At 63.4% G+C, this 21,357-nt stretch carries 17 protein-coding genes and 1 tRNA gene; 13 read left to right on the top strand and 5 right to left on the bottom strand.

Annotated features, from left to right (window positions below; genetic code table 11):
* Positions 1-7: 7 nt before the first annotated feature.
* The gene (locus INT40_RS09515; RefSeq protein WP_193071165.1) at positions 8-1,654 is read right to left on the bottom strand and encodes a PucR family transcriptional regulator ligand-binding domain-containing protein; all 1,647 of its coding nucleotides are present in this window, start codon (positions 1,652-1,654) and stop codon (positions 8-10) included.
* A gap of 190 nt (positions 1,655-1,844) precedes the next feature.
* Here INT40_RS09515 and INT40_RS09520 point away from each other — a divergent pair, with 190 nt between their 5' ends.
* The 4 genes from INT40_RS09520 to INT40_RS09535 all read left to right on the top strand — a co-directional run bounded on the left by INT40_RS09520 (position 1,845) and on the right by INT40_RS09535 (position 5,814).
* Positions 1,845-3,290 carry an aspartate aminotransferase family protein gene (locus INT40_RS09520; protein WP_226831059.1) on the top strand — a complete coding sequence of 482 codons (1,446 nt, stop codon included), beginning with the start codon at positions 1,845-1,847 and terminating at the stop codon, positions 3,288-3,290.
* Between the two features lie 247 nt (positions 3,291-3,537).
* Positions 3,538-4,890 carry an inorganic phosphate transporter gene (locus INT40_RS09525; protein ID WP_193095993.1) on the top strand — a complete coding sequence of 451 codons (1,353 nt, stop codon included), beginning with the start codon at positions 3,538-3,540 and terminating at the stop codon, positions 4,888-4,890.
* Positions 4,887-5,120, top strand: coding sequence for a hypothetical protein (locus INT40_RS09530; RefSeq protein WP_101573807.1), 234 nt, complete (start codon positions 4,887-4,889; stop codon positions 5,118-5,120). The genes INT40_RS09525 and INT40_RS09530 overlap by 4 nt, the downstream gene beginning before the upstream one ends.
* Before the next feature lie 40 nt (positions 5,121-5,160).
* Positions 5,161-5,814, top strand: a complete 654-nt coding sequence (locus INT40_RS09535; RefSeq protein ID WP_193095994.1) for a hypothetical protein — start codon at positions 5,161-5,163, stop codon at positions 5,812-5,814.
* Between the two features lie 109 nt (positions 5,815-5,923).
* On the opposite strand, the gene INT40_RS09540 is transcribed toward INT40_RS09535, so the two are convergent.
* Positions 5,924-7,756: a phosphoenolpyruvate carboxykinase (GTP) gene (locus tag INT40_RS09540; protein ID WP_101573811.1), complete on the bottom strand. Its 1,833-nt coding sequence runs from the start codon at positions 7,754-7,756 to the stop codon at positions 5,924-5,926.
* A gap of 468 nt (positions 7,757-8,224) precedes the next feature.
* Between INT40_RS09540 and INT40_RS09545 the strand changes: the two genes are divergently transcribed.
* Positions 8,225-8,297, top strand: a tRNA-Arg gene (locus INT40_RS09545).
* Between the two features lie 122 nt (positions 8,298-8,419).
* The gene (locus INT40_RS09550) at positions 8,420-9,223 is read left to right on the top strand and encodes an alpha/beta fold hydrolase (protein WP_193071168.1); all 804 of its coding nucleotides are present in this window, start codon (positions 8,420-8,422) and stop codon (positions 9,221-9,223) included.
* Between the two features lie 11 nt (positions 9,224-9,234).
* Here INT40_RS09550 and INT40_RS09555 read toward each other — a convergent pair whose 3' ends face one another.
* From INT40_RS09555 to INT40_RS09565, 3 genes are all read right to left on the bottom strand, one after another.
* A complete protein-coding gene (locus INT40_RS09555; protein WP_193095995.1) occupies positions 9,235-10,041 on the bottom strand; it encodes a DNA alkylation repair protein in 807 nt (268 codons plus the stop codon).
* Between the two features lie 160 nt (positions 10,042-10,201).
* Entirely contained in the window at positions 10,202-11,623 is a 1,422-nt protein-coding gene (gene argG, locus INT40_RS09560; RefSeq protein ID WP_101573969.1) for an argininosuccinate synthase, read from the bottom strand.
* 189 nt (positions 11,624-11,812) lie between these two features.
* Positions 11,813-13,312, bottom strand: coding sequence for an APC family permease (locus tag INT40_RS09565; RefSeq protein WP_101573813.1), 1,500 nt, complete (start codon positions 13,310-13,312; stop codon positions 11,813-11,815).
* A gap of 243 nt (positions 13,313-13,555) precedes the next feature.
* On the opposite strand from INT40_RS09565, the gene INT40_RS09570 reads away from it, so the two are divergent.
* The 7 genes from INT40_RS09570 to INT40_RS09600 all read left to right on the top strand — a co-directional run bounded on the left by INT40_RS09570 (position 13,556) and on the right by INT40_RS09600 (position 21,332).
* Positions 13,556-14,704, top strand: coding sequence for a CPBP family intramembrane glutamic endopeptidase (locus INT40_RS09570; protein ID WP_193096016.1), 1,149 nt, complete (start codon positions 13,556-13,558; stop codon positions 14,702-14,704).
* 54 nt (positions 14,705-14,758) lie between these two features.
* A complete protein-coding gene (locus tag INT40_RS09575) occupies positions 14,759-15,235 on the top strand; it encodes a DoxX family protein (protein WP_101573817.1) in 477 nt (158 codons plus the stop codon).
* A gap of 109 nt (positions 15,236-15,344) precedes the next feature.
* Positions 15,345-16,112 carry a siderophore-interacting protein gene (locus INT40_RS09580; RefSeq protein WP_193095996.1) on the top strand — a complete coding sequence of 256 codons (768 nt, stop codon included), beginning with the start codon at positions 15,345-15,347 and terminating at the stop codon, positions 16,110-16,112.
* 17 nt (positions 16,113-16,129) lie between these two features.
* Positions 16,130-16,696 (top strand): isochorismatase family protein, encoded by a 567-nt coding sequence (locus INT40_RS09585; protein ID WP_101573823.1) that lies wholly within the window; start codon positions 16,130-16,132, stop codon positions 16,694-16,696.
* A gap of 86 nt (positions 16,697-16,782) precedes the next feature.
* Positions 16,783-19,167: an MMPL family transporter gene (locus INT40_RS09590; RefSeq protein ID WP_193095997.1), complete on the top strand. Its 2,385-nt coding sequence runs from the start codon at positions 16,783-16,785 to the stop codon at positions 19,165-19,167.
* Positions 19,168-19,407: 240 nt separating this feature from the next.
* Positions 19,408-20,715: a sensor histidine kinase gene (locus INT40_RS09595; RefSeq protein WP_226831031.1), complete on the top strand. Its 1,308-nt coding sequence runs from the start codon at positions 19,408-19,410 to the stop codon at positions 20,713-20,715.
* The gene (locus INT40_RS09600) at positions 20,712-21,332 is read left to right on the top strand and encodes a response regulator (protein ID WP_101573825.1); all 621 of its coding nucleotides are present in this window, start codon (positions 20,712-20,714) and stop codon (positions 21,330-21,332) included. Before INT40_RS09595 ends, INT40_RS09600 begins: the two co-directional genes overlap by 4 nt.
* The last annotated feature ends 25 nt before the right edge of the window (positions 21,333-21,357 follow it).

Here is a 21,357-nt window from a genome sequence, read left to right on the forward strand (position 1 = left end):
CCGGGCCTCACCGGTTTGTGCGCAGCCACAGGATGGCGACGTGGAGCGCGGTGCGCGACTCCGCATCTTCCAACGAGACGCCGAGCCTGCGCTGCAGCTTGTCCAGTCGCGCGTATAGCGCCGGACGGGACAGGAAACCGCTCCGGGCAAGCGCCGACTTATTGCCGCTGTGAGCGAGGAACTGCTCAAGCAGGCCGAGCATCTCAGGTTCAGTCTTAAGCAGAGGGGCCAGTTCCGCCTCGGCGAAGGCCCGAACGCTCGGGTCGTCGCGCAGCGATGAGAGCAGCCCCCGCAGTCTCACGTCGGAGAAGCGGTAGTACTGCCGCTCCCGCAGTTCGAGCGTCGAGGCGATCTCGGCTACCTGGGCCGCAGATTCGAGGCCAGCGGCCGCCTCGACGATCGATTCGCTTGTCTGCCCGACACCAATGGTGGTGTCGCGGATGGGCAGATCGGCGATCAGCCGTGCAAGGGCTGCATCGTCATCGGCTCCCGAAGGCAGAGCCAGCACGACCCCGAATGAGCCCGATTGCAGTCCGGCGGACAGCGTGGAGCAGCGATGGGTGGTTGCCGCAGTCACGAAATCACGGTGCAGAGACCGCTCCCGCAGTTGAAGGGTCGTCGGGTCGGTGTTCTCACCGCGATCAACGCGCACGACCACAGGAATCATGCGACCTCGCGGTGCGAACCCCAGGTCCGCCGCGCGAGCCCGAACCTGTTTCTCGTCAGTCTCCGCCGATTCGATGATCTCGCGCACCAGCCCGCCCTGGGCTTGAACGAGGAGATCCTGCTCGTCGCGTTCGGCCATCCGCGCCAGGGTCAGAGTCTGCGCAGCGCGCTCGATGACCTGCGCGGCCTCCTCATCGGATTCCAGTCGGCCCGGGGCCAGCAGACGACCCCACCGGCGATCACGCAGTCCCACCGGGACCTGCAGCCACCGTTGCCCATGCCCATGCCCATGCCCATGCTCGTGCGCGTGCTTACGTCCGAGTCCATTCTCATCGGTCTCGCCGAGGTGGTCCGTCCTTTCGCCCTCACGCTGAGCACTGCGTGACGTGAGCGCGGACCCGGCGTGGGCGAGCAGTCGGCGTCCGACGTCCTCGAGCATGACGGGTGAGCCCAGCAGCTCCGCCGTTCGGTCGACGATGTCTTGAGCTCCAGCGCTATCCAGGCTCAGTTGTGTGAAGACCTCGTGGACAGTGCGCGCATGCTCGACACGGGCCAGCTGTCGATTGAGCAGTTCCTGGTGAGCGAGCTGGGTGACGCGGACGAACTTGATGCGGTGGCGCAGAATCACAATCGGGATCTCACGACCACGTGCAGCGGCACGGACGTTGTCGATGGCCTCGTCATCAGGACGACCGTCGTCATGGATGAGTTCGATGACAGCACCGGAGGCGGAGGCGGATTCGAGCTGATCGAGGAACTTTGCGGTCGACTCCGGAGAAGACCGGTACGACAGGCCCGTGCTGAGCACGAGTTCACCGCCTTCGAGGAACTGTGCGACATTCTCCGAATCGGCGATGTGGACCCATCTCACCGCACGTCCCACCAGGTCACCACCGGCCACGATCTCGGGATCTCCGCGGCGGATCTCGTCGACGTCGAGCAGGTTCGCGATTGTCAGGTCCGGTGATCGCCGCGACCAAGCATCCACTGTGCACTTCCTTTCGTCCGCTTGGGATCGTGTGGTTTACATAGTGTAAGTCTGCTCCAGCAAATGCTTGCAGGGTGTCCATGGTGGTTCGGGTTCGTCTGGATCACCATTGAAGGATCAGGGTCACCTCCACCCCAATGGGCTGACCCGCCTCGGCGATATGGAACGAACCGTGAAGGGACGGCACATCATGACTGTGATCAATGCGAACGAAGAACTCGACCGTGAGGTCAACGATTCCAGCGCCGAAGGTACGGAACCCACCGTGGATCCAGGTCACGGCGAACGAACGTTCACAGCCGAGCAGCTGAGTGCGGGCCAGCGGGCCCACGACCTCGACCGCGCGCATGTCTTCCATTCCTGGCAGGCCCAGGGGCCGTTCGACCCGATGACGGTCGTCGCGGCTGAGGGCCCCTATATCTGGGACGGTGAGGGACGGAAGCTGCTCGACATGTCCTCGCAGCTGGTGAACACGAACATCGGACACCAGCACCCGAAGGTCGTTTCGGCGATTCAGGAGCAGGCGGCGACGCTGTGTACGATCGCCCCTCAGCACGTCAACGATGCCCGTTCCGAGGCGGCCCGGCTCATCACCGACCGCACTCCCGGCGATCTCGACCACGTGTTCTTCACCAATGGCGGTGCCGACGCGAACGAACACGCGATCCGCATGGCCCGCCTGCACACCGGCAGAACCAAGGTGCTCTCCGCTTACCGCAGCTACCACGGCGGCACCCAGCTGGCCGTCAACGTCACAGGTGACCCACGCCGTTTCGCCAACGACTACTCGGCCGAGGGCATTGTCCACTTCATGCCCGCCTACCAGTACCGTTCCTACTTCAGTTCCACTACCGAGGCGGAAGAGACCCAGCGTGCGCTGCAGCACCTCGAGGACATGATCACGCTCGAGGGGCCGAACAACATCGCAGCGCTCATCCTCGAGACCGTGCCGGGCACCGCTGGAATCTACGGACCCCCGGCCGGATACCTCGAAGGTGTGCGGGAGCTGACGGCCCGCTACGGCATCGTCTTCATCGCCGACGAGGTGATGGCTGGCTTCGGCCGGACCGGTCGCTGGTTCGCCGTCGACCACTGGGACGTCACCCCGGATCTCATCACCTTCGCCAAGGGCGTGAACTCCGGATATGTGCCGCTTGGCGGAGTCGCGATCTCCGACGCGATCTTCGAGACCTTCCGCGACCGGGCCTACCCAGGTGGTCTGACCTACTCGGGCCATCCGCTGGCCTGCGCTGCAGCAGTCGCCACGATCACAGCGATGGACGAGGAAGGGATGATCGAGAACGCCGAGCGCCTCGGCCGCGACATCATCGGACCTGCCCTCCACGAGATGGCAAAGCGCCACCCCTCGATCGGAGACGTTCGCGGCATGGGATGCTTCTGGGCCGTTGAACTCGTCAAGGATCGCACGACGAAGGAGCCGATGGCGGCCTATGGCGGGAGCTCGCCGGAGATGAACCGGGTCATCGGTGCCATGAAGGCCGGGGGAGTGCTGCCCTTTGCGAACTTCAACCGGATTCACGTCGTCCCACCGCTGAATACGCCTGATGCCGACGTCCGCTTCGGACTCGAGGTCCTCGACGAAGCACTCAACATCGCCGACGAGTACGTCAACTGAGCGACGAATAGGTCCGCTGGCCATACCGCTTCCTCACCAGGCCAATTGTGAACGTGGATACATTCCAGGCCTGGTGAGGTCGCGTTTGGCCAGCTCAGAGATGAACGCGGAGGGGTGGAAGCGGGGCTGCGCAGAACAGTGGGTGAAGATTCGGGGAAATAGGCGGTAGACTTTTTGCTGATTGAGGTCGCTGCCCGTCAGCTAAATCATCCACGGTCCGAATTGTGTCTACGTTCAAGGTCGCTTAGTGGAAATCATCTTCGTCGTTGTGCTGGTCATCGTACTGGCACTGTTCTTCGACTTCACCAATGGCTTTCACGACACGGCCAATGCCATGGCGACTCCGATCGCGACAGGAGCGATCAAGCCGAAGACGGCGGTCACCCTGGCGGCGTTGCTCAACCTGGTCGGTGCCTTCCTGTCCACCGAGGTGGCGAAGACGATCTCCGGGGGCATCATCAAAGAAGGTGGTGGGGGAGTCCAGATCACTCCGGACTTCATCCTTGCCGGCCTCATCGGCGCGATCCTCTGGAATATGGCGACGTGGCGCTTCGGCTTGCCGTCGTCGTCTTCGCACGCACTGTTCGGCGGACTGATCGGCGCCGCGATCGTAGGTGCCGGACTCAACTCCGTCGACTTCGGCGTCTTCTTGTCCAAAGTGGTCCTGCCCGCGCTCGCCGCGCCCATCATCGCAGGTGTGGGTGCCTATCTGTGCACCCGTCTGGCCTATGCCATCACACGACGCAACGGCGAAGGCAAAACCGCTCACCGGGCACCGTTCAAATACGGACAGATCTTCAGTTCCTCGCTCGTTGCACTGGCCCACGGCACCAACGACGCGCAGAAGACCATGGGCGTCATCACCCTCGTCCTCGTGTCCGCGAATCTGCAGGACCACGGAACCGGTCCTCACATCTGGGTGATCGCAAGCTGCGCGCTGGCGATCGCGCTGGGAACGTATGTCGGCGGATGGCGAATCATCGACACCCTCGGTACGAAACTCACCACCGTCAAACCCGCCCAAGGGCTGGCCGCCGAGACATCCACGGCAGCCGCCATTCTCGCCTCTTCCCACCTCGGCTTCGCATTGTCGACGACGCAGGTGGCATCCGGCTCAGTGGTCGGCTCCGGCCTGGGCCGTAAGGGGGCGGACGTGAAGTGGTCGACGGCCGGACGCATCGCTTCGGGCTGGCTGCTGACCATCCCGGCGGCTGCGATCGTCGGCGGCATCGCAGCTGGAATCGCGCACCTCGGCACCATCGGCGTCGTCATCGACACGGTCATCGCGGTCGTCGCAGTCCTCTGGATCTTCCTCAGCTCACGCAAGGTGGCGGATCCCGAACTCTCGAACTTCGACGCCGTCGGCGATGCGGTGGGCATCCGCGGTCGCAAGCGCAAGATTCGCAAGGACCGCAATCGCAAACGTGCGGCCATGAAGCGTGCCGCTCGCATCGAGGCTCGCGAACAGCGCATCGCTGACAGGGCGGACGCGAAGTCCGGTACCGCCCCCGCCGTCGAGGCTGACTCCAGGGCTATGAGCACCTCAGCCACGGAGACAGATGCCGACAAGGCGCCCAAGGGCAAGGGAGAGACAAAATGATCGAGTGGGGCTCATTCCTCATCGTTGCGGTCGCGACCTGGGTGTCAGCGATCGTCGTCATCCTACTTTTCTCCTCTGCCGTGCGGATGCGCGCAGTGCACATCGACCTGGCGGCCCAAGGCCAAAGCAAGCCCCTGCTCAGGGTCGGCTACTGGACGGTGTTCGGTATCTGCAGCATCGTTGTGCTCATCGGCGTCTACCTCATCGTCCCGGCACTCCACGGCGCCTGAGAGCGTCCGGGCTCGTGGAGAGCCGACATACACTCGAAGTGTGATGCAGCCGCAGAACAGTACCGGGCTCTCACCAGATCTCCTGAAAGACATCGCAAAGGCGAACCCTAAGCGCTTAGGACGGTGGACGGCCGAATTCGACCGGAACGATCAGGTGGTGCTGCGAACCAGTTGCCTCAAGACTCTCGGCCTTGCCGTAGCTGCATGGGCATTCGTCGCCGCCCTGGTCTTGATGTTCACCGTTATGCCGTTATCCATGTGGAACCCGTTCTCCGATGATTTCGCTGGGTGGCTGCAGCTCATTTTCGGCCTGCTGCTTTTCCTGGGCCTGATCCTGTTTGCCTTCGGCGGCGTGCTGTGGACGTTCGTCTATCCCCTGGTTCGACCGCGAACGATCGTCTCACGGTGGGGCGTCCAGATGGTCGTGTCGAAGCCAGGAGGACAGTTCACGCTGTTCAAAACAGCATGGTCCGACGTTGTCCGCGTGGGTGGAATCTACACCCCCATGCGTTGGCCGTTCCCACCCATGCTGACCGTGACTATCACTGCTGGAGGTCACAGCGTGGAGCAGAAAACGTTGATCCGCCCGCGCAGGAGGCCGGAAGCTGTCACAGGCAATATGAGCCGATTGCTGCCTGGGCGGCCCCGCGATGTGCTGGCCTTCCTCGTTCAGATTCACGCAACGATCGGTTAGGAGCGCGCCACTGGTCTCTGACTCAGGCACACGAAAATCCCCCAACCACCTCGGCGATGGTTAGGGGATTCTCTATTGCTCAGAGACTCAATAACGGAGTCTTGGTGTCTCAGGCGAGGCCCAGACGGTTGCGCAGGTTGTCGACCTCGGCGCGAAGCTCGGCCGGAACCGAATCGCCGAGCTGCTCGTACCATTCTTCGATGAGTCCGAGCTCGGTCTCCCACTCTTCAGGCTTGATCTCGAGTGCCTTGCGCAGCTGCTCGTCGCTGAAGTCGAGTCCCTCGGTGTCCAGACCGCCCTCGACGGGGGTCAGACCCAGTGGGCTCTCAGCGGCGTCGGCGGTGCCGGCAACACGCTCGAAGACCCACTTGAGAACGCGTGAGTTCTCGGAGAATCCTGGCCACAGGAACGAGTTGTCCTCGTCGCGGCGGAACCAGTTGACGTAGAAGATCTTCGGCAGCTGAGCACCCTCGGTGTTGCCGATGTCGAGCCAGTGCTGCAGGTAGTCACCGACGTTGTATCCGATGAACGGACGCATAGCCATGGGATCGCGGCGAACGACACCGACGGCTCCGGTGGCGGCAGCGGTGGTCTCCGATGAGAGCACCGAGCCCATGAACACTCCGTGATTCCAGTCTTTGGTCTCAGTCACGAGCGGCATCGTCGTCTTGCGGCGGCCACCGAAGAGGATTGCCGAGATCGGCACGCCATTCGGGTTCGTCCACTCAGGAGCCAGGGTCGGAACGTTTGCGATCGGGGTGCAGAAGCGCGAGTTCGGGTGAGCGGCTGGGGTCTCCGACTCGGGAGTCCAGTCGTTGCCGCGCCAATCGGTGAGGTGGGCCGGCTTCTCGTCGGTCTTGCCTTCCCACCACACGTCGCCGTCGTCGGTCAGTGCGACGTTGGTGAAGATGTTTCCGCCGGCTTCGATGGCGCGCATCGCGGTCGGGTTGGTGGTGTAGCCGGTGCCCGGTGCGACTCCGAAGAGACCGAACTCAGGGTTGACGGCGTAGAGCTGTCCGTCGTCGCCGAAGCGCATCCAGGCGATGTCGTCGCCCAGGGTCTCGGCCTTCCAGCCGGGAATGGTGGGCTCGATCATGGCGAGGTTCGTCTTGCCGCAGGCCGAAGGGAATGCGGCGGCGATGTACTTGACCTCGCCTTCCGGGCTTGTCAGCTTGAGGATGAGCATGTGCTCGGCCAGCCAGCCTTCATCGCGAGCGATTGAGGAGGCGATGCGCAGCGCGTAGCACTTCTTGCCCAGCAGGGCGTTGCCGCCGTAGCCGGAACCGAAGGACCAGATGGAGCGCTCTTCGGGGAAGTGGGTGATGTACTTGGTGGAGTTGCAGGGCCAGGCCACGTCTTCCTGCCCGGCTTCGAGGGGTGCGCCGACGGAGTGCACGCACTCGACGAAGGTGCCGCCGTTAGCCACGATCGCATCGAGCGCGTTCTTGCCCGAGCGGGCCATGACAAGCATGGAGAGCACGACGTAGGGGGAGTCGGTGAGCTCGATGCCGAACATTGGCTGATCGGCTTCAGCATGTCCCATGACGAAGGGGATGACGTACATGGTGCGTCCGCGCATCGAACCGTCGAAGAGAGGCTCGAGGGTCTCGCGCATCTCGGCTGGATCCATCCAGTTGTTGAGAGCGCCGGCATCCTTCTCATCCTTGGAGCAGATGTAGGTGCGGCCTTCCACGCGGGCGACGTCCTCGGGATCGGAAGCCGCGTAGTATGAGTCCTTGGTGCCGGTCAGGCGTACGATCGTGCCGGCTTCGACGAGCTTGTCGGCGATGGTGGCCCTCTGTTCATCCGAGCCATCGACGAAGACGATATCGTCGGGAGTGGTGAGGGTGGCGACCCTGCTGACGAACGAGAGCACCGACTCGTTATCGGTCGGTGCGTTCTTCAGCTGGTCAGCGACGACGTCATGGTCGAGGACAGTCATGAGTGGTCTCCTGGTCAATCGGGATTACGGGGTTCTGCCTGGCGGCGGGTACATCTCCACCGTAGGACTCGGGTGGGCCGGAAAATCCCGGTTTTGAGTCACTGGAAGATGTGCATTGGGTCACAACGGCATCTTGAAAGTCGTGAATGCAACAAATGGGTGACGTGTCTTTTCATGGCGGTGACTGTTCGTTGCAAAGCGTGATTACCCCCGGAGACAGTGGCTGCGGAACCGTCTTGTGTGACCTCAGTGCCCGCTTCGGGTGACCATGACTCACTCCCGAAGTGACTTCAGCACCCTCGCGGAGGTGGCTCTCCTATTCCGGCGGACGCCGAACGTCCAATCGCAGGCGCAGCCCCATCTCACCGAAGTCTCAAATGTGGGGAAGCGCACTCTGGCCGAATTTGAGCTTGGACGAATTCGGTGTGTATAGTTGATCGAGTTGCAGGGCGTGAAGCCAGGCACCATGCGCCACTAGCTCAACGGATAGAGCATCTGACTACGGATCAGAAGGTTGGGGGTTCGAATCCCTCGTGGCGCACAGTAACGAAGCCCCTCGCCAGCAGATATGTTGGTGAGGGGCTTTTTCGATCTGTAAGTGCTGCGGGCGTTTTCGCATTGGGAACACCGGTCTCTGGAAGCCTCGGGCGCTAGAATTGGGCCATGGCCGCAATCACTGCCGATGACGGTGTTCGACTCGAGTACACACAAGCTGGAGATCCCTCCGGTCGTCCCGTGGTGCTGTTGGCAGGGTTCAAGGCGCCGGCGGCCAGTTGGCGTTACCAGGTCGAGGCACTGACGCAAGCAGGATACAAAGTGTTCTCAGTGGACCTGCGCGGTCACGGAAATGCCGACCACCCCACATCAGGCGTGACCATGGAGCGTCGAGGCCAGGACGTTGCGCAAGTTCTCGAAGCCTTGGGCCTGACAGAAGTTCTACTCGTGGGCGGATCTATGGGCGGCAACACGATCTGGTCGTTCCTGTCCCAATTCAGCGCCGATCGCATCGCCGGAATCGTTGTCGTTGACCAGACACCGAAGATGCTCAATACCGCTGACTGGCCCCACGGATACTACGGCTACGACGAATCCAACAAAGACACCTACTTCGCCGAGGGCATTCCTCCCACCGGGCATGGCACCCCTGTCTGGAAACGTGGCAAACGCATGCTGCGCCTGCTCAAAGCCATGAAAGGCGTGGATCACAAGCTCAGCCGCGGTGAGCTGGCTCTTCTGAACGGCCATGCGAAGGCCGACTGGCGCCCCGTCATAGAGGGAAGCGACGTGCCCGTGCTATTCGTCGCAGGAGCCGAAAGCGAGCACTGGCCAGCGGCGCATGCGACCGCAGCCGCAGGTCTGGCCCCAATCGGATCATCGACGGTCATCCCCAACGATGGGCATGCCGCCAACATCGAACAACCCGATGCCTTCAATCAGATTCTGCTCGAATTCGCTGAGTCCCTATAGCTCCTGCCGCCTCACCTCCATCGAGTCAGCAACTCCTCACGCTGCCCCGGTGACAGATACTTGACCACTTCCCGCAGCGTCACGCCCGAGGCTCGCTTCGAGCGCGGCAGCATCCAGTCAAAGACCATATCGGGCCGCTTCCGAGCAGCGTCACGCAGTACCCAGCCGATGGCCTTGCGGATGAAGAACTCCTTCTCGTCCAGCATCGCATCGGCGAAGCGGGCGAACCGATCGAAGTCTCCACGGCCCTCGCGCAACGGTCGCAGGTGGGCCAGCAGCGCGGCGCGCCGAATCCAGAAATCTTCGTCTGTCGCCCAGCGGTCGAGGGCTTGGTCAAAACCCCCATCGTGTTCGCTCAGCGGGCCGACGACATCGCCGGCCAGTGGATCGACCAGCGCCCAGGTCCGGGACTCTCGAAGCAGCCGTTCAAGGAAGCTGCTGTCCCCGACGCCGAGGTGGTCCATCGATTGGACGAGCACCATCGTGGCCGCACTGCGACACTCGTAGGCAGGTGCCCGATGTGGGTGTGATTCCGGCGGTGAGGGCTTCTTGCCTGCTTCGAGGTTGCTCGTGTCGATGGTGGCCTCGGTGTCCCACAGCAGTTCGGCGAGTTCGATGATTGCGTCATGGTCGAGATCTGCAGAGCGCAGCGCGTCACGTACGACAGCCCTGGTAGCTGGTACGCCAACCCCGTAGTGGACGAGATCGCTCTTGAGGTACTCCCGCTCCTTCTGGGCGCGTACGGCGGTGCCACCCTCGCGGAGCTGGCGGTCGATCGCCTCGGCGAAGGAATGTGCAGTGGACGCTGCTGAAGTCATGGCACGATCTTCCCACTGTCCGCTGAGCCCGGTGCAGCGGTTGGCAATTTCTGGTCGATCCGAGATCGAAGAAGCCCACGCACACAGTGACATCACTGGTGTGCGTGGGCTGCGGGTACGACTCAGCCTTCGGCCGGTGATGGCCGAGAGGACTTCGGGGTCAGTCCGTGCCGGCGTCGAAGGCAGCGGAGAGGCCGGCGAGGTCGCTGGCTGCGTCGATATCGGCACCGGAGTTCGCGATTTCGTCGGCGCCGCCGGCCTCAAGTGAACCGACGAGTTCCGAGGTCGGGCCGGAGACGATGCCCATGGCCGCGTACTGCTCGAGGCGGGCACGTGAATCGGCGATGTCGAGGTTGCGCATGGTCATCTGACCGATCCGGTCCTCGGGGCCGAAGGCGGCGTCGCCCACGCGCTCCATCGACAGCTTCTCTGGGTGGTAGGACAGGTTGGGGCCCTGGGTGTTGACGATCGTGTAGTCGTCACCGCGGCGCAGGCGCAAGGTCACTTCGCCGGTGATCGCCGAGGCGACCCAGCGCTGCATGGATTCGCGCAGCATGAGTGACTGCGGATCCAGCCAGCGTCCCTCGTACATCCGGCGACCCAGGCGGCGACCCTCTTCGTGGTAGAGCGCGATGGTGTCTTCGTTGTGGATGGCATTGAGCAGGCGCTCGTAGGTGATGTGGAACAGTGCCATGCCCGGGGCCTCGTAGATGCCGCGCGACTTGGCCTCGATGATGCGGTTCTCGATCTGGTCGGAGACGCCGAGTCCGTGACGGCCGCCGACCTCGTTGGCCTTGAAGACCAGTGCCACCGGGTCGTCGAACTTCTCACCATTGATCGAGACGGGACGGCCGGCCTCGAAGCCGACGGTGACCTCTTCGGTGGCGACCTCGACGTCATCACGCCAGGCGGCGACACCCATGATCGGGTTGACGATGTCGAGTCCGGCATCGAGGAACTCAAGGCTCTTCGCCTCGTGGGTCGCACCCCAGATGTTGGCGTCTGTGGAGTACGCCTTCTCGGCGGAGTCGCGGTAGGGGTAGCCGTGCTCGACGAGCCATTCGCTCATCTCCTGGCGTCCGCCCAGTTCCTCGACGAAGTCCGAGTCGAGCCAGGGCTTGTAGATGCGCAGCTTCGGGTTGGCCATGAGGCCGTAGCGGTAGAAGCGCTCGATGTCGTTGCCCTTGTAGGTCGAGCCGTCGCCCCAGATGTCGACGCCGTCTTCCTTCATGGCGCGCACGAGCATCGTGCCTGTGACCGCACGGCCCAGAGGAGTCGTGTTGAAGTAGGTCTTGCCGCCGGAGCGGACGTTGAAGGCACCGCACTGCAAAGCGACGAAGCCCTCTTCGACCAGCAGGCGCTTGGCGTCGACGAAACGGGCGATCTCAGCACCGTATTCCTTCGCACGCTCCGTGACGGAGTCGAGGTCGGGCTCGTCATACTGGCCGATATCCGCCGTGTAGGTGCAGGGGATGGCGCCCTTGTGACGCATCCATGCGACTGCGCAGGAGGTATCCAGTCCGCCGGAGAAGGCGATTCCAACATGCTCACCGACTGGGAGCGAAGACAATACTTTCGACATGCTGACCAGCTTAGCGGCCAGGACAACCCGTGTCGAATTGTTATGCATAGATATGTATTTTTATGTGCTTAATGCTTCGGCTCGCTGAGCAGAATCGAGCGGACCACTTAGCGTCGAGGGCAGAGGCTATAGAGTGCCCGCTCGATGCTAAGTGGTCCGCTCGACGTTTCGTGGTTGCGACCTCGGGGCTCAGCGATTCGAGTGGTGGGAGCGGATCGCCTCGGCGACGGCGATCGCATCACCTTCGGGAGCATCGGACTGTCGATCGGGACGGGCGATGAAGAGGTAGATGAATCCGGCTGCCAGCACCACGACGAGGCCGATGAGCACGATCCAGTCGGCGAAGAAGGACCCCGAGTCGCCGGGCAGGGAGAGCAGGATCATGGCGAAGATGCCGTAGGCCAAGGCCGCGGTGTTGACGAGGAAGCCCCAGCCGCGCAGTGACCATGGGCCGGCGGGCTTCCATCCCTTGACGCGCTGACGCAGTGCGCCGAGGACGACCATCTGGAAGGCCAGGTAGATGCCGAGGATCGCGAATGAGGTGACGGCGACGAGAATTCCGTCGTTGAACCAGATGAGCACGCAAATGAGTGCCGGTGCGATGCAGGCCACGATGAGGGCGTTGCGTGGGACCTTCGTCCCGTCGGTGACCTTTGACAGCCAACGGTGGCCTGGCATCATGCCGTCGCGAGCGAAGCTGAAGATCAGGCGCGAGGCGGCGGCCTGGAGGCTGAGCACGCAGGAGATGAAGGCGGTGATGGCGACGAGGAGGAAGATCTTGGCCCCAACCGTGCCGAGGCTTCCCTCAAGGATCGTGGGAATGGGATCTTCGACCTGTCCGGCCACGATCTCGTCGAGGTTCGGGGCCGCCAGCACGTAGCCGGCGAATGAGAACAGGGCCGAAACCGCGCCGACGACGATCGTCATGAGCATGGCCTTCGGGATGCCGCGAGCGGGATTGGAGACCTCTTCGGCCACGTCGCCGCAGGCCTCGAAGCCGTAAAAGAGGAAGAGTCCGGCGACCGCTGCACCCATGAAAGTTGCGACGTAGCTGCCGTCACCGGCGGTGCCCATGGAGTCGAAGAACACGCCGAAACTGTGCTTGCGCTCGAAGATAAGCAGGAACAGTCCCAGTCCGATGACACCGATGAGTTCGGCGAACAGGCCGATCCTGGCGATCCGAGCCAACCATTTGGTGCCGCTGAAGTTGATGGCCAGGGCGAGGATCAGCAGCGCCAATGCCAGCAGGAGAGTGGTGTTGCGGCCCAGTGCGAAGCCGAAGAGGCTCGCCACGAACCCGGCCCCGAACTCCGACACCGAGGTGATGGTGACGATGAGTGCGCAGATGTAGACCCAAGCTGCCATCCACGCATATTTTTTGCCCCACAATCTGCGTGACCACGGGTAGATTCCACCGGCGATGGGGAATTGGGAGACGACTTCGCCGAAGACCAATGCCACCAGCATCTGCCCGCACGCGACGATGATGATCCACCAGATCGACGGTGGACCACCGGTGGACAGGGCGACGGCCATAAGGGAATAGACGCCGACGAGGGGCGAGAGGTAGGTGAAGCCGAGGGCGAAGTTCGCCCAGGGGCTCATCGACCGTTCGAAGGAGTCGTTGTAGCCGAGGACGGAGAGGTGGTCGGCGTCCGAGAGATGTGATTTCGGGGATGGTTCGGTCATCAGGAGTGCACCTTTGCACGAGTCGACGGTGATTCAACGAGACTCATCGTATCTCAGAATGCGGATGGGTCTGGGTGTCTGGAGTCGGTGCGCTCGAGGGAAGAACAGCGCGGCTCGGCCATGCGGGCGAGAACGATTTCATCCACGAGGCGGAGGTGGCCGGTTCTGCGGCAACGTAGGTTGGATCCTAAGGACAGCGCAGGAAATGCAGGCCGGCGCAGGATTTGAGGAGAAGCCGTGAGCATGGAAACGGAACGCAACGACAAGGTGATCGTAGGCGCAGAGCCGGCAGCTGCCTCGGCGAGGGAGGAAGTCGACCCCAAGGGGCGACCCCTGGCAATCGTTCCGGCCACGGTGCCGTGGCTCGAGTTCGCAGTCTTCGTTGCCGTCGCGGTGATCCTCGCCTGGCTCGTGTGCCTGCCGCTGTGGTTGAGCGGCGAGGGCCTCGGAAACGTGATGCTGGTGCAAGTTTCGGGGATGGCCATGATGTTCACCCCGCTGATCGCTGTGGTCGTGGCGATGTTCGTCCAGCGCCGTCGCACCGGTGGCCCGCGGGCCAGCATAGTCAGGTACCTCGGTATTTGGCCGCTGCGTCCCTTCGGTCGGGTTTTGGGGATGACCGCGCTCGCATTCTTCGGGATCTTCGTGCTGGTCGCCGTGGCCTACCTGGTGGGAGCGGCCTTCGGCTGGATGCAGGTTGACCTGCTCGGCCTCTCTGGGTTCAAAGCGCAGTTGGCGCAGCTGCCGGGACTCGAAGAGATCCCTGTGGCTGTGGCTGTGATCGGCTACCTGGTGATCATGGCCCTGGGGTCGCTGTTCAACCTCACGGTCGCCTTCGGTGAGGAGGTCGGCTGGCGGGGTTGGCTGCTGACAAGCCTGCGTCCTCTCGGCACCTGGCCCGCGCTCATCATCGTCGGAGTGATCTGGGGTCTGTGGCACGCACCGCTGATCCTGCTCGGATACAACTTCGCTCGCCCCGACATCACCGGCCTGGCGTTCATGGTCGGCGGATGCGTCATGCTGGGAATCCTGTTCGGCTGGCTGCGGCTGCGCACCGGATCGATCTGGCCGGCCGTCGCCGGGCATGCTGCGCTCAACGGTTCAGCGGGAATGCTGCTGGGACTCTTCATCGATGGCTCCGCCGAGGCGCCGGACATGGCCTTGGTCTCGTTCCTGGGTGTGAGCGGCTGGATCGTGTCAGCGATAGTCATCGCCGTTCTCTTCGCCACCGGCCAGTTTCGCAAGCAGCCCGAACTGGGTTTCAAGCGGCCGAAGGCTGTAGCGCCCGCGCCCGTTGCACCTGCAGCGAGTGCGACCGAGACGCCCACGTCGGGCACGACTGGGACTCCCGCGACGAGTCCGACAGCGGCGCCCAGCCGCGAAGTGCTTTGAGGCTGAGGTCGAGCATCCGTTAGGCTCAAAACCCCACACCTCAAGGAGAACTCCATGGCACTAGGTCCATCGTTGCTGCAGACAGCAGGACGCGTACTCACCGCACCAGTCTTCATCACCGGCGGTTATTCGGCGCTGACCAGCCCCGGCGGTCGTGTCGCGGCCGCCGCCCCGACACTCGATGCGATCCGCGAATACCTGCCGGTCCTGCCCGAAGACGATGAACTCCTGGTTCGCGCCAATGGGGGACTGCAGCTCCTTGCCGGAACCACCATGGCGCTGGGCATCAAGCCGCGCCTGTCCGCGCTCGCCCTCGCTGGATCCCTGGTGCCGACCACGCTGGCCGGTCATGCCTTCTGGGACATGGACGGTGCCGACGCTGCCGCTCACAAGGTCCACTTCTCTAAGAACGTTGCGGCATTGGGCGGACTCCTCCTGGTTGCAGGCGCTCAGACGACTAAGCGGGCAGCGAAGAAGGCGGCACAGAAGGCCGCGAAGAAGGCTCAGAAGAAGGCCCTGAAGCAGGGCTGAAACCGGTCCGCGGCTGCCCTCGTGTCGTCGCTTCTCAGTCCACCCCATTTTAGTTAGCTTAGGCTAAGCTCAGGAATGAAAATATTACTGGGCGAAGGGGTGGACGAGTATGGTCAATTGGCAGCGCGGGGTCATGCGCCTGATGCGCATCACCAACCATGAGGCCGCGGTGACGCAGGTCGAGGACTTCACCGACTACTACCGGCGAATCCACTTCACGGGACCCGAGCTCCTGTCCGAGCTCAGCGAGGTCTTTCCCACTGTCTGGACTCGTCTCTGGTTCCCCCATCCGGAGAAGGGCCGCGCCCAAGTCAGTCAGCGTGGGTACACCTTCGTCGATGTGGATCTGACCGCCGGAACCTTCAGCCTCGACTTCGTCCTTCACAGCGATGAGGCAAATCCCGCGGGAAGCGGACCCGCCAGCAAGTGGGCCGCGACCGCGAGGCCGGGCACGAGGATCGAAGCCGCGCTGACCCCCGCCCGCATCGATCTGCCTGACGACACCGATCATGTGGTCCTTGCCGGCGACCTGACAGCACTGCCCGCAGTGAACTCCTGGCTCGACGCTTTCCCCGCCGAGGTGGCTGTGACCGTTGTGCTCGAAGATGACCATGATCCAGAGACCGTTGCAGGCCTTCCTCGGACCGACCATCCGAACATGCGGTGGGACTGGGTCCCCCGCAACGGCCCGATGGGGCACGCCCTGGCCGAGCACATTCGATCGCTTGGTCTCGACCAGAGTGGTCTCTATGTCTGGGCAGCAGGCGAACGCGGCCTCATCAAGCAGGTGCGCGCCGTGGTCAAACAGGATCTGGAGCTGCCGAAGGATCACTACTTCTCACAGTTCTACTGGTTTGAAGACAAACCCACCGGCTGAAGGCCTATGCTCGAGATATGGCGAAGGCACTTCTCATCGTGGACATCCAGAACGACTTCACCGAGGGCGGGGCGCTCGGCGTCGATGGCGGCGACCGTGTCGCCGAAGAGGTGACACGCTTTGTGGACACCCACGCCGATGACTACGACGCGATCATCGCCTCCCGCGACTGGCACGACGCCGGCAGCGACAACGGCGGCCACTTCAGCCAGAACCCCGATTTCGTCGACACCTGGCCCGAGCACTGCGTCGCGGACACCGAGGGCGCTGCATACGATTCACTGCTGGCCGCCGAAGCCATCACCCACCACGTGCGCAAGGGGCAGGGCACACCCGACTACTCCGCCTTCCAAGGGACGACGGATACGGGGGAGCGCCTCGGCGATCTGCTCACAGACCTCACCATCACCGAGGTGGACGTCGTCGGCATCGCCACCGACCATTGCGTGCGCGCCACGGTCCTCGACGCTCTGAAGAACGGATTGTCCGTCCGCGTTCTGCAGGACCTCATCGCCGGTGTCGGCAAGGACTCCTCCACTTTGGCGCTGGCTGAGATGGACGCCGCGGGTGCCACGATCGCCTGATACTCGCGAGACTCCATCGAAAGTTGCAGATTTAGTCTGAACTCCTAGGCGATGTTTTGAGCTCAGAAAATTGATGAGCTTAAGACATGAACACAACACTCACGAAAAGCGCGCACACACTGGTGTCGAAGCGCGGTTCGTGGTTCGTCCTCGGCGGGGTCGTCATCCTCGTCACTCTCCTCTTCGGACTCCTGTCCGGGGCAGGCGAGGATCGGGCCAACGAATCCGCCCCGGCGAACTCCGAATCCACTCAGGCCGCACAGCTCCTGCAGAAGTTCCCCGACGCCGACAAGCAGTCGGTCATGGTCGTGGCCACCCACGACGACGGTTCGGTCCTCAGCGACACCGACCAGTCAGAACTGGGGAAGCTGAGCGGCTCGCTCAGCGACTACATCGACTCGGCTCAATCCGGTGATTCGAGCACAGACTCATCTGCCGGTGACGATGCATCCAAGGCGAGCGGGCCCATCATGAGCGATGACGGCAAGGCCGCGCTGCTCATGGTCCCGATCGAGGTCGGACTGACGAACTCCGACACGGCCGAGACCGTCGACGGACTCCGCGACTTCATCGCCAATGACTCCCAGGCCGGTCAGCTCACAGACTCCGGCATGTCCCTCCTGGTCACCGGCGGCCCCGCCATCGGTGCCGACATCGCCTCGGCGTTCGGCGGCGCGGACTTCACACTCCTCATCGTGACCATCGTCATCGTCGCGCTGCTGCTCATCATCACCTACCGGTCACCGATCCTGTGGCTGTTGCCACTGATCGTCATCGGCACCGCCGATGGGCTCGCCTCCACCGTGACTGCTGCCGTGGGTGACGCACTGGATCTGCAGTTCGACGCGGGCATCATCAGCGTCCTGGTATTCGGCGCCGGAGCCAACTACGCGCTCCTGTTCATCTCCCGCTACCGGGAGGAGCTCGGCCGCGAAAGCGATCACCGTCTGGCGCTGGGCTCCGCTTGGACGCACACAGCCTCGACGATCCTCGCCTCGAACCTGACCGTGGTCCTGTCCCTGCTCAGCCTTATCTTCGCCGTAATCCCAGGAACCCGCGGACTGGGCATCACCGCCGCGGTCGGACTCATCATCGCCGCAGCCGCCGTGCTCTTCGCACTGCCCCCGGTCCTCGCGATCTGCGGCAAGGGCGTGTTCTGGCCCTTCGTTCCCAAGGTTCAGGAAGCCGCCGATGAAATCGCGGTCGTCGAAACAGCTTCCGACGAAACCACCGGAGCGAAGCCCGTTGCGAAGGCCTCCATCTGGAGGACCATCGCGACTCGCGTGGTCAAGAAACCGGGCATCCACCTCGGCGCCGGAATCATCATTCTCGGTGTCATGGCTACGGGACTCATCGGCACCTCGGTGGGACTGGACCAATCCGAGAAGTTCCGCGTGCAGTCAGAATCGGCACAGGGCCTCGATACTCTGGCCGACCACTTCCCGCCCGGCGAATCACAGCCGATCTGGGTCGTCACCGACTCGGCACATGCGAAGGAGGTCGTGGACTCCGTGTCAGACCTCGACGGGGTCGTACGCGCCAACGTCACCGACAAGACGACGACCGGGGGAACCTCGATCTCGAGGGTCATGGTCACCGGCGAATACGAACCCGACAGCCCCGCAGGCCTGGATCTGGTCACCGACATCCGATCCGATGTCCACGCGATCGACGGTGCGGACGCAAAGGTCGGCGGCGCGGCTGCCACGGAACTCGATGCCCGCGACGGAAATGCTCAGGACTTCCTGGCCATTGCACCGCTGATCCTGGCCATCAGCTTCATCATCCTGCTCGGCATCCTGCGTGCACCTCTGGTGGCGGGCACCCTGCTGGTGGTCAACGTGGCCTCCTCCGCCGCATCGATCGGTCTCGGAGCGTTCCTCAGCCGGACGATCTTCGGCCAGGCGGCACTGGATGCGCAGGTTCCGATACTCGCGTTCCTGTTCCTCGTGGCACTGGGCATCGACTACTCGATCTTCCTGTCCCACAGGGCGAAGAAGGAATCTGTCATCCACGGTTCCCGTCAGGGCATGATCGAAGCCGTCAGCCACACCGGCGGCGTGATCACCAGCGCCGGCATCGTCCTGGCCGGAGTGTTCGCGGCACTGGGCATGCTGCCGCTGATGGTCCTCGGTCAGCTGGGGCTCATCGTCGGAGTCGGCGTGCTCGTCGACACCATCATCGTGCGCACGGTCATCGTCCCAGCCATCTTCGGATTGGCCGGCAACAAGATGTGGTGGCCCAACAAGGCGATCACCCGCTCGGAGCACAAATACGCCGGTGCTGATGCCGCGGCACCCGGTGCCGGTGTTACGGCAGCCGGTGCTGGTGAGGCAGGAACTCGGGAATCATCGGCTGCCGATGACACACCCGACGAGAGTGCTCAAGCAGGCAGCACTCACGCAGAGCGCACTCACCTGCTGAGCGAATCCGAGAGCGTCGGTGCCTCGACAGGACACAGCAAGCACTGACCGTCACCGCAGTGTCGAGGACAAACGGCACTGACAGCAGTGGACGGGGCCCGGCCATCGTAAGACATCGGTGGCGGGGCCCCGTCGTGTGAATCCTCGGCTGAAAGTGCGCACTGGGCTGAAAGCGAGCCCAGCTGAAGCCGCACGCATGCCTGACAGTGTGCACTCGATCGAAAGCGCAGCCCGTTGAAAAGCGCACGCGCTCGCCGCAGATGTGATTGAGTTGGCAGGACGAACGACATGCAGGAAGGTGAAACCGTGGACACACGCGGGTGGACAGAGCGCACCATGGAGATCGGCCAGCACGCGATGGCCCTGGCCCTCACCGTGATCTCGTGCATCCGCGCCATCGACGGGGGAGCGGCACCGCTGGCGGCGATCGCAGTGAGCATCGTCTTCCTCGCCTGGTACACCCTCGGTGCCGTCCGGGCTGCCCGCAGCGGTGCGATCGTCCTGGCCAAATGGTGGCTGCTGGTCCTCGCCGGTGCGTGGCTGTGCACCCTGCTGGTCTCCGCCGAATTCATCTGGATCGCCTTCGTCCTCTGGCTCCTCGCCGGACACCTGTTTTCGATCCGCATCGCCGTGGTCTTCACCGCCCTGACCTACATCGCCACGGTCGTGGCACCCCTGGCCCATTACGGTGAGGTCGGCACCGCGAGCATCATCGGTTCCCTCATCGGCGCGATCTTCGCCCTCGGCCTCTCCCGCGGCTATATCGAACTTCTGCGCGAAGGGCGCAGGCGCGAAGAGCTGCTCCAATCCTTGGAGCTGGCTCACCAGAATCTCCTTGACCTGCAGGACGAACTTGCCCTGACCCAGCGTCATGCCGGAGAGATCCAGGAACGCACCCGGGTCTCTCGCGACATCCACGACACAATCGCACAGGAGATCTCCTCGATCCGGCTCATCGCCCACGCCGAGGTGGACAAGACCACCGACGAGCATGCCCAGCAGGTCCTGCGCCAGGTCGAAGACCTCGCCGCTCAGAGTTCGCGCGACGTGCGCCGGATCATCGCCGCCCTCGCCCCCGCCGAACTCGAGGACGGGGCGCTGACCGCAGCGATCCGCCGTCTGCTCGCGCGTCTTGAGGACGACACTTCTATCAGCGCTCGCGTCGAGGTCGATGAGACGCTGCCTTCTCTGCCCGCCGAGGTGGAGGTGGCCCTGCTGCGGACTGCACAGTCCGCGCTCGCCAATGTCAGACAGCATTCCCACGCCTCACGCGTCATGGTCAGCCTCATGGATCTCGACGGGTCGATCCGCATGGACATCGTCGACGACGGCGTCGGAATGGCCGAGCCGGGCTCGCGCAAACGCGAATCCGAGTCCGGCTTCGGCCTCGACTTCATTGGGTCGCGCATGCGCGAGCTGGGCGGAGAGCTCGTTATCGAGTCGACGCCGGGCTCGGGATTCGCAATCTCAGCCACACTGCCCAAGAATCCGATTCTGACCTCCCGGCCGGGGGTCGCGGTCGACGGTGAACCCAGGAACCACCTCGGCGCGGCCGATGACGCCAATGGACAATCCACACAAGGAGACAGCGCATGACGATTCGAGTGATCCTCGTCGACGACCATCCCGTGGTGCGGGCCGGCCTGCGGTCCGTCATCGACGCACCCGAGCACATCACCGTCGTCGGTGAGGCAGGCAGCGGCGAAGAGGCACTGGCCGTGGTCGACGAGCTCGCGCCCGATGTGGTGATGTGCGACCTGCGCCTGGGGGAGGGCATCGACGGCATCGAGGTGACGAAGCGGCTCAACGCCCTGCCGAAGAAGCCTGCGGTCCTCATCCTCACGACCTTCGACAACGATTCCGAAATCGTCGCGGCACTCAACGCCGGCGCGGCCGGGTACCTGCTCAAGGACATCAACCCCGAGGACATCTCGACCGCGATCGAGAAGGCTTCACGCGGGGAGACCTATCTGCCGCCTGAGATCTCATCGAAGGTCATCGCCGCGATGCGCAATCCCGGCCCGAAGCTGACCCGACGGGAACGCGATGTGGTAAAGCTGCTGGCCACCGGTGCCTCGAACGCGCAGATCGCGCAGGAGCTCTTCGTCACCGAGGCGACCGTGAAGAGCCATCTGGTCAACGTGTTCACAAAGCTGGGCGTGGACTCTCGTTCCCGCGCCATCCGCGTCGCCGAGGACCAGGGGCTGGTGTAGCACTCGACATCGAGTCCGCGGGGAT

It is taken from the genome of Brevibacterium sp. FME17 (assembly GCF_014897515.1).
GTDB lineage: Bacteria > Actinomycetota > Actinomycetes > Actinomycetales > Brevibacteriaceae > Brevibacterium.